The organism is Plasticicumulans acidivorans (genome assembly GCF_003182095.1).
Classification (GTDB): Bacteria; Pseudomonadota; Gammaproteobacteria; order Competibacterales; family Competibacteraceae; genus Plasticicumulans; species Plasticicumulans acidivorans.
In genome coordinates this window covers 124122-137150 of the sequence record NZ_QGTJ01000009.1, presented here as the reverse complement: position 1 = coordinate 137150, position 13029 = coordinate 124122, and the positions used below count along the sequence as shown (strand labels likewise).

Sequence of the window (13029 nt, the reverse complement as noted above, 5' to 3'; positions counted from 1 at the left end):
CTCGCATGCGGCCCGCGCGGCCGCAGGGAGAGACTCATGTCCGCATCCGCCACCGTGCTCGCCTACCGCGGCGAGCCGAAAGATACCGCCGAGCATTTCCACGGCAACCATCTGCTCTACCTCGGCTGGGACCGGCACCTGATGTTCTGCGCCCCGGTCTGCGTGCCGCTGCCGCCGGATACGCCGTTCTCGGTGCTGACCGAACAGGTGCTGCCGGCGGCCTACGCCCAGCACCCGGACTTCGCGCGCATCGACTGGAACCGCGTCGAATGGCTGCTCGACGGCCAGCCGTTCACGCCCGATCCGGCGCGCACGCTGGCCGAGCAGGGCATCGGCCACAAGTCGCTGCTGCGCCTGCGCACGCCGGGCCTCGACGGCCTTGGCGGCAGTGCCAGCTGAGGCGCTGCCGCGATCACGCCCACCCGCAGGCCCGAGCCCGGGCCTGCGCCGGCCATCCACCGGGGAGACGTTCACGATGAGCCATCTGCTGACCATCGAACCGCTCGGCCAGACCATCGAGGTCGCCGAGGACCAGACCATCCTCGATGCCGCGCTGCGCGCCGGCATCTGGCTGCCGCACGCCTGCTGCCACGGCCTGTGCGCGACCTGCAAGGTGCAGGTCAGCGACGGCGAGATCGAACACAACGATGCCTCGCCGTTCGCGCTGCTCGACTTCGAGCGCGACGAGGGCAAATGCCTGGCCTGCTGCGCCACGCTCAGCAGCGACGTGACCATCGAGGCCGACATCGACGAGGATCCTGACGCCGAAGTGCATCCGGTGCGCGACTTCAACGCCACCGTGGTCGAGCTGGAAACGCTGACGCCGACCGCCCGGCGCGTGGTGCTCGAACTCGACGCCGATCTGAGCTTTCAGGCCGGCCAGTACATCAACCTGTGGCTGCCGCAGATCGAGCGCCCGCGCGCTTTTTCACTGGCCAACCCGCCGTCGCAGTCGCGCCGCGTCGAGCTGCAGGTGCGTCGCGTGCCCGGCGGCGAGGCCACCGGCTACATCCACGAGCGCCTCGCCGTCGGCGACACGCTGCGTCTGAGCGGGCCGTACGGGCGCTTTTTCGTGCGCCGCTCGGCGCCCGGCTCGCACCTGTTCCTCGCCGGCGGTACCGGCCTGGCCAGCCCGCTGTCGATGATCGTCGATCTGCTGGAGCGCGGTGACACGCGGCCGATCACGCTGATCTACGGCGCCCGTCACCGTGCCGAGCTCTACGACGACGCGCGGCTGCGCGCGCTGGCGGCGCAGTACCCGCAGTTCGCCTACGTGCCGGCGCTGTCCGATCCGCTGCCCGGCGATGACTGGGAGGGCGTCACCGGCTTCGTGCACGAGGTGGCGAAGGCGTACTTCAACAGCGATTTCCGCGGCCACAAGGCCTATCTGTGCGGCCCGCCGCCGATGATCGACGCCTGCCTGAGCACGCTGATGCAGGGCCGGCTGTTCGAGCGCGACATCTACATGGAGAAGTTCCTGTCGGCGGCCGACGCGGCGCAGGCCAACCGCCGCAGCCCGCTGTTTCGCGCGCTGTGAGCGCGGCTCAGCCGGCCACCTTGCGCGGCCGGCCGCGGCCGCGCGCCGGCTGCGGTAGCGCGCTGTTGGCGGCGAGCACCTCGGCGACCAGATCGGCGGTGTGCTGGATGTGCACACGGCTCAGTTCGCAGGCGTCGTCGATGCGCCGTTCCAGGCAGGCGCGGTAGATCGCCTCGTGTTCGCCGCTGACGTCGCGATCGGCCGAGCGGTAGTGCACGGCGATGCTGCGGTAGCGGCGGTGCTGGTCGTAGAGCGCGGCGCGCAGCTGCAGCAGCCGCGGCGAGCGGCAGGCGGCGACCAGCGCCTCGTGGAACTCGTGGTTGCGCTGCTCCCATTCCGGGAAGCGCTGGCCGCGCTCGGGCTCGATCTTGGACAGCCGGTACCAGGCGGCGACCACGGCGGCCTCCCAGTCCTCGTCACCGCTGCACAGGCTTTCGCGCAGCGCCTCGGTCTCCAGAAGGATGCGCAGCCGGGTGATGTCGCGCAGGTCGGCGACGGTGGCTGGCGCGACGCGAAAGCCGCGCTGGCCGATGACGGTGACCAGGCCGTCGGCGGCGAGCCGGCTCAGCGCCTCGCGCAGCGGGCTGGCGCCGATGCCGTAGTCGCGGCGCAGGTGCTCGATGGCGAGCTTGGTGTCGGGCAGCAGGCGGCCGCTGAGGATGTCGTCGCTCAGGCGGCTGTAGGCGATGTCGGTCAGCGTGGCGCTGCCGGCGTCATTCGGCTCGGTGGGCGTGGCGGCGTTCATGGCGGGGTGTCCTGACAGTGCGGCGGGCGTCTCGAACGGACGCGTTGAGGCGACATTTTAGGGGTAATCGACGGTTTATGGATAAACTAAAAAAATATCGATAAAAATGTTTTAAATCGCTAAAACTGGCGTATTCTGAACCACAGAAAACGGACACCCGCGACGCCAGAGCGCGGGGCCGGAGGCAGGAGGAGAGAGCAATGAGCTTCGAGATCGAGATCCTCGACAGCGGCGAGCGCTACGCCTGTAGCGCAGCACAGACCCTGCTCGGTGCCATGCACCAGCTCGGCCGCCGCGGTATCCCGCTCGGCTGCCGCAGCGGCGGCTGCGGCGTGTGCAAGGTCGAGCTGTTGAGCGGCGAGGTGGAAACCGGCCGCATGAGCCGTGCCCACATCACCCACGAGGAACAGGCGAAAGGCATCGTCCTCGCCTGCCGTGCCTGCCCGCGCAGCGCCGTGCAACTGCGCGTGCTCGGTCACATGCAGCGGGTTTTCGGCAGCAGCGCAATGCAGAGCAATGTCCCGACTTTACGGCCCGCAGAGGCCGCTACCCACCAACGTTGAGAGCAAGGAGAACACCCATGTCCCTGACTGGCGTATTGCGCCCCGGCCACGTAAGCATCCGCGTACTCGATCTGCCGGCGGCTCTGACTCACTACGTCGATCGCCTCGGGCTGATCGAAAGCGACCGCGACGAACAGGGTCGCGTCTACCTCAAAGGCTGGGACGAGCGCGACTGGTTCTCCGTCGTGCTGCGCGAGGCCGATGCCCCCGGCATGGATTACATGGGCTTCAAGGTCGACAGCCCGGCGACGCTGGACCGGCTGGCCGGGCGCCTGCGGGAATTCGGCTGCAAGGTCGAGCGCATTCCCGCCGGCGAGCTCAAGCACTGCGGCGAGCGCGTGCGCTTCGATTCACCGACCGGCCACAGCTTCGAGCTGTATGCGCAGAAGGATTACCTCGGCACCGCGATGGGACTGCAGAACCCCGATCCGTGGCACGAGGAATGTCTCAAGGGCATGCAGGTGCAGCGCTTCGACCACTGCCTGCTCTACGGCGACGACCTCGACGGCACGGTGAAGCTGTTCACCGAGGTGCTCGGCTTCCACATCTCCGAAAACGTCATGGACGGGGAGCTGCGCATCGGCTGCTTCCTCACCTGCGGCATGAAGGCGCACGACCTGGCGATCATCCGCCACCCGGAGAAGAACCGCTTCCACCACGCCTCCTTCATGCTCGGCACCTGGGAGGACGTGCTGCGCGCCGCCGACATCATCGGCCGCTTCAAAATTCCGCTCGACATCGGCCCGACCCGCCACGGCATCACCCGCGGCCGCACCATTTACTTCTTCGACCCGTCGGGTAATCGCAACGAGGTGTTTTCCGGCGATTACACCTACTACCCGGACTACGAGCCGATCCGCTGGACCGCGGATTCCCTCGGCGGCGCGATCTTCTACCACGACCAGGCGCTCAACGAACGCTTCCTCACGGTGGTGACCTGAGCCGCGCGCAGGGGACGGGACGCCGTCGCGCGCCCCGCCGGTCCAATCCCTAGACAGGTGGGAAACATGAGAGAGATCAAGCATTTCATCAACGGCGCCTACGTCGGCTCGGCCTCCGGGCGGACCTTCGCCGACCGCAGCCCGACCGACAACCGGCAGATCGCCGTGGTCCACGAGGCCGGCCGCGACGAAGTCGACGCCGCGGTGCGCGCCGCCCGTGCGGCGCTGGCCGGCCCCTGGGGGCGGCTGACGGTGGCCGAGCGCGTCGAGCGGCTGTATGCGGTGGCCGACGGCATCAACGCGCGCTTCGACGAGTTCCTCGAAGCCGAATGCCTCGACACCGGCAAGCCGTACTCGCTGGCGCGCCACGTCGACATCCCGCGCGGCGCGGCGAACTTCAAGGTCTTCGCCGACATGGTGAAGAACGTCGCCACCGAGAGCTTCACGATGGCGACGCCGGACGGCGCCGGCGCGCTGAACTACGCGCTGCGCCGGCCCAAGGGCGTGATCGGCGTCATCAGCCCGTGGAACCTGCCGCTGCTGCTGATGACCTGGAAGGTCGGTCCGGCGCTGGCCTGCGGCAACACCGTGGTGGTCAAGCCCTCGGAAGAAACTCCGCTGACCACCGCGCTGCTCGGCGAGGTGATGAACGCCGCCGGCATTCCCGCCGGCGTCTACAACGTCATCCACGGTTTCGGCCCGGAATCGGCCGGCGCTTTTCTCACCGAGCACCCCGGTGTCGACGCCATTACCTTCACCGGCGAGACGCGCACCGGCACGGCGATCATGAAGGCCGCCGCCGTCGGCGTGCGCGACGTCTCCTTCGAGCTCGGCGGCAAGAACCCGGCGGTGGTGTTCGCCGACTGCGATTTCGACGCCGCGATCGAAGGCACGCTGCGCTCGGCGTTCTCCAACTGCGGCCAGGTCTGCCTCGGCACCGAGCGCGTCTACGTCGAGCGGCCGCTGTTCGAGCGCTTCGTCGCCGCGCTCAAGGAAGGCGCCGAGCGCCTGCGCCCGGGCCGCCCGGATGACCCGCAGACCACGCTCGGTCCGCTGGTCAGCCAGGAGCACCGCGCCAAGGTGCTCGGCTACTACGCCAAGGCGGTCGAGCAGGGCGCGACCGTGGTCACCGGCGGCGAGCCCTTCGTCATGGAAGGTCCGCTTGCCGAGGGCTGCTGGGTCAAGCCGACGATCTGGACCGGCCTGGCCGATGACGCCGCCTGCGTGCGCGAGGAAATCTTCGGCCCCTGCTGCCACGTCCGCCCCTTCGACAGCGAAGAGGAAGCCGTGCGCCTGGCCAACGACACCCCCTACGGCCTGGCCGCGGCGGTGTGGACCGGCAACCTCGGCCGCGCGCACCGCATGGCGGCGACGCTCGATGCCGGCATCGTCTGGATCAACTCCTGGTTCCTGCGCGACCTGCGCACGCCGTTCGGCGGCAGCAAGCAGTCGGGCATCGGCCGCGAGGGCGGCGTGCATTCGCTTGAGTTCTACACCGAGCTGAAGAACGTCTGCGTGAAGCTGTGAGGCGGCCATGACAGCGACTGTCCCCAGTGTCGACAGCGGCCGCGAGATCCTCGCCGCCGGCTATCGCACGCATCTGCACGAGCAGGGCAGCGGTTTTCCGCTGCTGCTGATCCACGGCTCCGGGCCGGGGGTCAGTGCCTGGGCCAACTGGCGCACGGTGCTGCCGGCGCTGGCGCGCGGGCGGCGGGTGATCGCACCGGACATGCTCGGCTTCGGCGCCAGCGAGCGGCCGGCCGACCAGTGCTACACGGCGCAGCGCTGGGTCGAGCATGCGCTCGGCGTGCTCGATGCGCTCGGCATCGCCCAGGCCGACCTGGTCGGCAATTCCTTCGGTGGCGCGCTGGCGCTGAAGCTGGCGATCGCCCACCCCGAGCGCGTGCGCCGGCTGGTGCTGATGGGCAGCGTCGGCGTGCCGAGTGAGCTCAGCGCCGGGCTCGACGCCGTCTGGGGCTACCAGCCTTCGCCGGCGGCGATGCGCACGCTGCTCGATCTGTTCGCCTATGACCGCACGCTGGTCAACGACGAGCTGGCCGAGCTGCGCTACCGCACCAGCATCCAGCCCGGTTATCAGGAGTCGTTCGCGGCGATGTTCCCGGCACCGCGCCAGCGCTGGCTCGATGCGCTGGCCAGCCGCGAGGCCGACATCCGCGCGCTGCACCACGAAACCCTGGTGATCCACGGCCGCGAGGACCGGGTGATTCCGCTGCAGACCTCGCTGACGCTGGCCGAGTGGGTCCCGCACGCGCAGCTGCACGTCTTCGGCGGCTGCGGCCACTGGACCCAGATCGAACACGCCGGCCGCTTCGCCCGCCTGGTCGAGGATTTCCTCGCCGAGGCCGACGCGGCCGCCCAACAGGAGTCCGCTGCATGAAACAGGCATTGCTCAAGTCGCTCGGCGACGAGCTGTATCAGGCGCTGCGCGCCCGCGAATGCGTCGAGCCGCTGACGGCGCGCCACGCCGATCTCAGCATCGACGACGCCTACCACATTTCGCTGCACATGCTGCAGCGCCGGCTCGGTGACGGCGAGCAGATCATCGGCAAGAAGATCGGCGTCACCTCGAAGGCGGTGATGCGCATGCTCGACGTGCACCAGCCCGATTTCGGCTACCTCACCGACCGCATGGTCTACAGCGAAGGCGAGGAGATGCCGGTGTCCAGCCAGCTGATCCAGCCGCGTGCCGAGGGCGAGCTGGCCTTCATCCTCAAGCACGACCTGGAAGGGCCGGGGGTGACGCTGACCGACGTGCTGCGCGCCACCGAGTGCGTGATGCCATGCTTCGAGGTGGTCGATTCGCGCATCCGCGACTGGAAGATCCGCATCCAGGACACCATCGCCGACAACGCCTCATGCGGGCTGTTCGTGCTCGGCGATGCGGCGGTCGATCCGCGCCGCGTCGATCTGGCGCTGGCCGGCATGGTGGTCGAGAAGAACGGCGAAATCATTGCCACCGGCGCCGGTGCCGCCGCACTCGGCTCACCGCTCAACGCCGTCGCCTGGCTCGCCAACACGCTCGGCGGCTTCGGCATCGCGCTCAAGGCCGGCGAGGTGATCCTGTCCGGTTCGCTGGTGCCGCTGGAGCCGGTGCAGGCCGGGGACTTCATGCGCCTGAGTGTCGGCGGTGTCGGCGGCTGCTCGGTGCGCTTTGCCTGATCGGCACAGCCAGAGGAATTCATCATGAACAAGATCAAATGCGCCCTGATCGGGCCGGGCAACATCGGCACCGACCTGCTCTACAAGTTGAAGCGCAGCCCGCTGCTCGAACCGGTATGGATGGTCGGCATCGATCCGGCCTCCGAGGGCCTGGCGCGCGCTCGCGACATGGGCCTGAAAACCACCGCCGAGGGCATCGACGGCCTGCTGGCACATGTGCGTGAGGATGATATCCGTATCGCATTCGATGCCACTTCGGCCTATGCGCACCCGGAAACCTCGCGCCGGCTGACCGAGCTCGGCGTGCTGGTCATCGACCTGACGCCGGCGGCGATCGGCCCGTTCTGCGTGCCGCCGGTCAACCTCAAGGAGCACGTCGGCAAGGGCGAGATGAACGTCAACATGGTCACCTGCGGTGGCCAGGCGACGATTCCGATGGTCGCCGCGGTGTCGCGCGTGCAGCGCGTGCCCTATGCCGAGATCGTGGCCACGGTGGCCTCGAAGTCGGCCGGACCGGGCACCCGTAAGAACATCGACGAGTTCACCCGCACCACCTCCGGGGCGGTGCAGAAGGTCGGCGGTGCCGAACGCGGCAAGGCGATCATCATCCTCAACCCGGCCGAGCCGCCGCTGATCATGCGTGACACCGTGCACTGCCTGACCGCGGAAGAACCCAACCGCGAGGCGATCACCGAGTCGGTGCACGCGATGCTCGCCGAGGTGCAGAAGTACGTGCCGGGCTACCGCATCAAGAACGGGCCGGTGTTCGACGGCAACCGGGTGTCGATCTTCCTTGAGGTCGAGGGCCTCGGCGACTACCTGCCGAAGTACTCCGGCAACCTCGACATCATGACCGCCGCTGCTGCGCGCACCGCCGAAATGTTCGCCGAAGAACTGCTGCGCACCCGTACCGCCACCGCCTGAGAGGACTCCAGACGATGAATCTGCAAGGTAAGAAGGTCACGCTGCACGACATGTGCCTGCGCGACGGCATGCACGCCAAGCGTCACCAGATGAGCCTCGAACAGATGGTCGCCGTGGCCAAGGCGCTCGACGCCGCCGGCGTGCCGCTGATCGAAGTCACCCACGGTGACGGCCTCGGCGGTGCCTCGATCAACTACGGCTTTCCGGCGCACAGCGACGAGGACTACCTGCGCGCGGTGATTCCGCAGCTCAAGCAGGCGCGGGTCTCGGCGCTGCTGCTGCCGGGCATCGGCACCGTCGACGATCTGGCGATGGCGCAGGACTGCGGCGTCGGCACCATCCGCGTCGCCACCCACTGCACCGAGGCCGATGTCTCCGAGCAGCACATCAAGGCCGCCGCGAAGCGCGGGCTCGACACCGTCGGCTTCCTGATGATGTCGCACATGGCGAGCCCGGAAAAACTGATCGAGCAGGCCAGGCTGATGCAGGGCTACGGCGCCAACTGCATCTACTGCACCGATTCGGCCGGCTACATGCTGCCCGATGATGTCAGCGTGCGTATCGCGGCGCTGCGCGCGGCGCTCGATCCGGCGACCGAGATCGGCTTCCACGGCCATCACAACATGGCGATGGGCATCGCCAATTCGCTGGCGGCGGTCGAAGCCGGCGCCAGCCGCGTCGACGGCTCCTGCGCCGGGCTCGGTGCCGGTGCCGGCAACACGCCGCTGGAGGTGTTCGTCGCCGTCTGCGCGCGCATGGGCGTGGAGACCGGCGTCGACACCTACCGCATCATGGACGTCGCCGAGGATCTGGTGGTGCCGCTGATGGATCACCCGATCCGCCTCGACCGCGATGCGCTGACCCTGGGCTTCGCCGGCGTGTATTCGTCGTTCCTGCTGTTCGCCAAGCGCGCCGAGGCCAAGTACGGCGTCAGCGCCCGCGACGTGCTGGTGGAGCTGGGCCGCCGCGGTACCGTCGGCGGTCAGGAAGACATGATCGAAGATCTGGCGCTGGACATGGCCCGCGCCCGCAGTGTGGAGATGTCGGCATGAGTACCCTGGACGCAATGACCATCGCCGCGCTCGCCGAGCACATCGAGAACGCCGAGCTGCAGCGCCGGGCGATCCCCAAGATCACCGACGAATACCCGGACATGGACTGGGATGACGCCTATGCCATCCAGTACGCGATCCGTGCCCGCAAGCTTGGTCGCGGCCACCGCCTCGCCGGGCTGAAGATGGGGCTGACCTCGCGCGCGAAGATGAAGCAGATGGGCGTGGAGACGCCGGTCTACGGCTTCCTCGCCGACTACATGGCGCAGCCCGACGGCGCCGAGATCGCCATCGACGCGCTGGTGCATCCGCGCGTCGAGGCCGAGATCGCCTTCGTCACCAAGGCCGAGCTGAAGGGGCCGGGCTGCCACATCGGCACGGTGCTGGCGGCGACGGATTTCGTCATCCCGGCGGTCGAGGTCATCGACTCGCGCTACGAGAACTTCCGCTTCGACCTGAAGAGCGTGATCGCCGATAACACGTCGAGTGCGCGCTTCGTCTGCGGCGGGCGCATCGCCGCGCCGGCGGCGGTCGACGTGCGCAACCTCGGCGTGGTCATGGAGAAGAACGGCGAGGTGGTGGAGACCGGCGCCGGCGCGGCGGTGCTCGGCCATCCGGCGGCGAGCGTGGCGATGCTCGCCAACATGCTCGGCGCGCGCGGCGAGAGCATCCCGGCAGGGACCTTCATCATGACCGGCGGCATTACCGCGGCGGTGGCGGTGGCCCGCGGCGACGCCATCACCGTGCGCTACCAGGATCTCGGCAGCGTCAGCATGCACTTCGTCTGAAGCCGGCCGGGCGGCCCGGCCGCCCGCTTTACCAAAAAAAGCGCCCCAACGCGTGCCGTTCGCGGCACGCGGGGGCCGCGCATGCCCGCAGCAGACGGGCAGCCCAGAGGAGAGAGCATCCATGACCCTGAAGCGCATTGCGCTCGCCGTGCTGGCGGGCCTCGCCGCCGTGCCGGTTTTCGCCAAGGAAGGGCCGGACCAGTACCCCAACGGCGTCGAGAACTTCATGTCCGGCGCGCTGCCGCCGCCCGGCGATTACTTCCTCAACTACCTCGGCCACTACAACGGCCGCCTGCGCGACAGCCACGGCAACAAGCTGCCGGTGTCGGTCAACGCCACCTTCGATGCGCTGCGCTGGGTGCACATGAGCGATCTCAAGGTGTTCGGCGCTGACTGGGGCTGGCACATGATCGTGCCGATCGTGCACCAGAGCATGCACACGCCGGGCGGCAGCGGCACCGCCGACGGCCTCGGCGACATCACCGTCGATCCGTTCATCCTCGCCTGGCATTTTCCGAACTTCCATGTCGCCGCAGCGGTGGACATCAACCTGCCGACCGGCAAGTACGACAAGGACGATCCGACCGCCTCGATCGGCGCCAACTACTGGAGCTTCGAGCCGCTGCTGGCGATGACCTACCTGAGCGACGGCGGCTTCGAGGCCTCAGCCAAGCTCATGTACAACATGAAGACGCGCAACAACGACACCAAGTACCAGTCCGGTGACGAGTTCCACATGGACTACACGCTGGCGCAGCACGTCGGTGACTGGGCCTTCGGCCTCGGTGGCTACTATCTGAAGCAGACCACCGACGATGAGCAGTACGGCGATACCGTCGGCGACGGCAATCGCGGCCAGGTCTTCGCCTGGGGCCCGCAGATCAAGTACGACTACAAGGGCATGAGCTTCATCGCCACCTGGAACATCGAGACCCAGGCCGAGAACCGCTTCGAAGGCGACAAGGTGTGGCTGAAGTTCGTCACCCGCTTCTGACGTTTTCCCCCATTGCCGCGCGCCGGCGCATGCGCGCGGTGTCTTTTTATTCCCTGCGTTGCGCAGTCGTGAGGAGTTCGCGATGGTTCAGCCGGTTGATGTCTACCTGTATTTCAACTTCCGCAGTCCGTACTGCTATCTCGCCAGCAAGCGGCTGTTCGACGTGATCGAGCGTTACCACGTCAATCTGCAGTGGCGGCCGCTGGGCGGCTGGGACGGGCGTTCACCGCCGCAGGATGCACCCAAGCGCGTGCCGCTGGCGCGGCAGGACATGGCGCGCTGGGCGCGGCGCATGGGCATTCCGGTGAACCCGCCGCCGCTCACCACCGAACCGACCATCGCCGGTGCCGGTTCGCTGTACGCCGAAGCGGCCGGCTGCCTGCGGCCCTACATCGTCGAAGTGATGCGCGCCGCCTACGGCGAGGGCCAGGACATCGGCGATCCGCAGGTGCTGCTGGCGATCGGCGAGCGCATCGGCCTGGCGCGCGATGCGCTGGCGGCAAGCTTCGAAGACCCGGCGCTGCGCCGCCAGCTCGCCGACAACTGGGCCGAGGCCGACCAGAAAGGCGTGGTCGGCGTGCCGAGCTTCGTCGTCGGCGAGCAGATCTTCTGGGGCAACGACCGCATCGAGTTCCTCGACGAGCACCTGCGCGAACTGCGCCTGGCCCGGCTGTAGGCGCTACTCGGCGACCAGCCGACGCACCCACGCCGGTGCGTCGGCCTGCGGGTCGCCTTCATAGACTTCGAGCAGGTCGCCGGCGAGCGAGCGCAGCTCGAAATGCACACCGAGGTGGCCGTGCACCGTCTCCTGCATGAAGGCGACGGCCCGGTCCCCGCGCTCGAAGCGCCAGCGCGTGATCGCCAGCTCATTGCCGCGAAACGGCTGCATGCGGCCGTCGTGGTAGATCACCAGTGCCAGCGCGATCGGGTACGAGGTACAGCAGTTCGGATACAGCGCCAGCCAGCCGGCGCTGCGCCCGTCGCGGCTGAGCGCGGGCTGGGCAAAGCCGACCTGATCGGCCGCGGGCGCCGGCCTCAGCGTCTGCCCGTTCGACAGCTGCAGCTGCAGCCGCCCGGAGGGTTCCAGCGTGATGCTCGCGGGCGCCGCCGACAGCGTGCCGGCGGCGGACCATGCGAGCGCCAGCGCCAGCAGACGCGCCAGCCATCTGCCGGATACCGGAAAAATGCCCGGCCTGTGGCATCGTAGCGGGCCGCCGGCATGGTGCCGCTGCGGACAACGATCGCTGATGGAATGCTCGATGAATGACATGGACAAAGCCGTTTCCCCCAAGGTCAAGCAGCCGCCGGTGCTGTTCGCCAAAACCCAACAGGTCATCCGCGCCGCCAGTGAGCACCTCGGTGGCCCGCTGATCACCTACTGGAACAATCCGCGCGGCTGTGTCTGCCAGAGCGACGTGCTGGCGCTCTACGAAATCCTCGAACGGCTCGGCCGCCACGATACTTTGTATCTGTTCATCAAGTCCGGCGGTGGTGGCGGTCAGGTGTCGCTGCGCCTGGTCAGCCTGCTGCGCCAGCACTGCCAGCGCCTGGTGGTGCTGGTGCCGCTGGAATGCGCCTCGGCGGCGACGATGATCACGCTCGGTGCCGACCAGATCATGATGGGGCCGACCGCCTACCTGACGGCGGTCGACACCTCGCTCAATCACGCGCTGTCGCCGGTCGACCGGGACAACGACCGCGTCAGCGTCAGCCTCGATGAGCTCAACCGCGTCATCCGCCTGTGGCGCGAGCAGCAGGGCGACAGCACCGAGAACCCGTACAAGAGCCTGTTCAACTACGTCCACCCGCTGGTCATCGGCGCCGTCGACCGCGCCGAGTCGCTGTCGATCATGCTCTGCCGCGAGCTGCTGGCGCATCACATCGGCGACGATGCCCGGGCGCAGGCGATCGCCGCGACGCTGAACTCGAAATACCCCTCGCACAGCTATCCGATCCTGCTCGCCGAGGCGCGCAAGATCGGCCTCAACGCCGAGCCGCTGCCGGCGCCGATCAACACCCTGCTGCTCGAACTCAACCGCCTCTACAGCGAGATGGGGCAGAAGGCGACCACTGACTTCGACGAGATCCACGCGCACGGCAACGAGATCCTCAACATCTGGGAGGGCCAGGATTTCCAGGTCTACTTCCAGCAGGATCAGGACTGGTTCTACCGCATCGAGGAACGGCGCTGGATCACGATGAACGACAACAGCGGCTGGCGCCGCATCGAGCGCGTCGGCGGCCGCATCCGCCGCGGCACGATGCATTTCACCTGAGCCACGAGCCACACGGCCTGCAGGAGCGG

15 protein-coding genes are annotated in these 13029 nt (G+C 68.2%); 13 read left to right on the top strand and 2 right to left on the bottom strand.

The window, feature by feature from the left end; translation table 11 throughout:
- Positions 1–36 precede the first annotated feature (36 nt).
- Both C7443_RS15180 and C7443_RS15175 read left to right on the top strand, forming a co-directional pair.
- Positions 37–399: a phenol hydroxylase subunit P4 gene (locus C7443_RS15180; RefSeq protein WP_110019467.1), complete on the top strand. Its 363-nt coding sequence runs from the start codon at positions 37–39 to the stop codon at positions 397–399.
- A 76-nt stretch (positions 400–475) separates the two neighbouring features.
- Positions 476–1537: an NADH:ubiquinone reductase (Na(+)-transporting) subunit F gene (locus tag C7443_RS15175; RefSeq protein ID WP_110019466.1), complete on the top strand. Its 1062-nt coding sequence runs from the start codon at positions 476–478 to the stop codon at positions 1535–1537.
- Positions 1538–1544: 7 nt separating this feature from the next.
- On the opposite strand, the gene C7443_RS15170 is transcribed toward C7443_RS15175, so the two are convergent.
- Positions 1545–2282 carry a GntR family transcriptional regulator gene (locus C7443_RS15170; protein ID WP_110019465.1) on the bottom strand — a complete coding sequence of 246 codons (738 nt, stop codon included), beginning with the start codon at positions 2280–2282 and terminating at the stop codon, positions 1545–1547.
- Positions 2283–2482: 200 nt separating this feature from the next.
- Between C7443_RS15170 and C7443_RS15165 the strand changes: the two genes are divergently transcribed.
- The 10 genes from C7443_RS15165 to C7443_RS15120 all read left to right on the top strand — a co-directional run bounded on the left by C7443_RS15165 (position 2483) and on the right by C7443_RS15120 (position 11400).
- Complete coding sequence (locus C7443_RS15165) at positions 2483–2845, top strand: 2Fe-2S iron-sulfur cluster-binding protein (protein ID WP_110019464.1); 363 nt, start codon at positions 2483–2485, stop codon at positions 2843–2845.
- 17 nt (positions 2846–2862) lie between these two features.
- The gene (locus tag C7443_RS15160; protein WP_110019463.1) at positions 2863–3786 is read left to right on the top strand and encodes a catechol 2,3-dioxygenase; all 924 of its coding nucleotides are present in this window, start codon (positions 2863–2865) and stop codon (positions 3784–3786) included.
- 66 nt (positions 3787–3852) lie between these two features.
- On the top strand, positions 3853–5313 hold the full coding sequence (locus tag C7443_RS15155) for a 2-hydroxymuconic semialdehyde dehydrogenase (RefSeq protein WP_110019462.1): 1461 nt from the start codon (positions 3853–3855) through the stop codon (positions 5311–5313).
- 7 nt (positions 5314–5320) lie between these two features.
- The gene (locus tag C7443_RS15150; protein WP_110019461.1) at positions 5321–6184 is read left to right on the top strand and encodes an alpha/beta fold hydrolase; all 864 of its coding nucleotides are present in this window, start codon (positions 5321–5323) and stop codon (positions 6182–6184) included.
- Entirely contained in the window at positions 6181–6966 is a 786-nt protein-coding gene (gene dmpE, locus C7443_RS15145; RefSeq protein WP_110019460.1) for a 2-oxopent-4-enoate hydratase, read from the top strand. Before C7443_RS15150 ends, dmpE begins: the two co-directional genes overlap by 4 nt.
- Positions 6967–6990: 24 nt before the next feature.
- Positions 6991–7890 (top strand): acetaldehyde dehydrogenase (acetylating), encoded by a 900-nt coding sequence (locus C7443_RS15140; RefSeq protein ID WP_110019459.1) that lies wholly within the window; start codon positions 6991–6993, stop codon positions 7888–7890.
- A gap of 14 nt (positions 7891–7904) precedes the next feature.
- Positions 7905–8942, top strand: coding sequence for a 4-hydroxy-2-oxovalerate aldolase (dmpG, locus tag C7443_RS15135; protein ID WP_110019458.1), 1038 nt, complete (start codon positions 7905–7907; stop codon positions 8940–8942).
- Positions 8939–9730 carry a 2-oxo-3-hexenedioate decarboxylase gene (gene dmpH, locus C7443_RS15130; protein ID WP_110019457.1) on the top strand — a complete coding sequence of 264 codons (792 nt, stop codon included), beginning with the start codon at positions 8939–8941 and terminating at the stop codon, positions 9728–9730. The genes dmpG and dmpH overlap by 4 nt, the downstream gene beginning before the upstream one ends.
- A 121-nt stretch (positions 9731–9851) precedes the next feature.
- Complete coding sequence (locus C7443_RS15125; RefSeq protein ID WP_110019456.1) at positions 9852–10724, top strand: SphA family protein; 873 nt, start codon at positions 9852–9854, stop codon at positions 10722–10724.
- A gap of 82 nt (positions 10725–10806) precedes the next feature.
- Positions 10807–11400: a 2-hydroxychromene-2-carboxylate isomerase gene (locus C7443_RS15120; RefSeq protein WP_110019455.1), complete on the top strand. Its 594-nt coding sequence runs from the start codon at positions 10807–10809 to the stop codon at positions 11398–11400.
- Between the two features lie 3 nt (positions 11401–11403).
- On the opposite strand, the gene C7443_RS19960 is transcribed toward C7443_RS15120, so the two are convergent.
- Positions 11404–11994 (bottom strand): hypothetical protein, encoded by a 591-nt coding sequence (locus C7443_RS19960; RefSeq protein ID WP_146213321.1) that lies wholly within the window; start codon positions 11992–11994, stop codon positions 11404–11406.
- Here C7443_RS19960 and C7443_RS15115 point away from each other — a divergent pair.
- Positions 11993–13000 (top strand): SDH family Clp fold serine proteinase, encoded by a 1008-nt coding sequence (locus C7443_RS15115; protein WP_425467097.1) that lies wholly within the window; start codon positions 11993–11995, stop codon positions 12998–13000. The two genes, C7443_RS19960 and C7443_RS15115, sit on opposite strands and share 2 nt — an antisense overlap.
- Positions 13001–13029 lie beyond the last annotated feature (29 nt).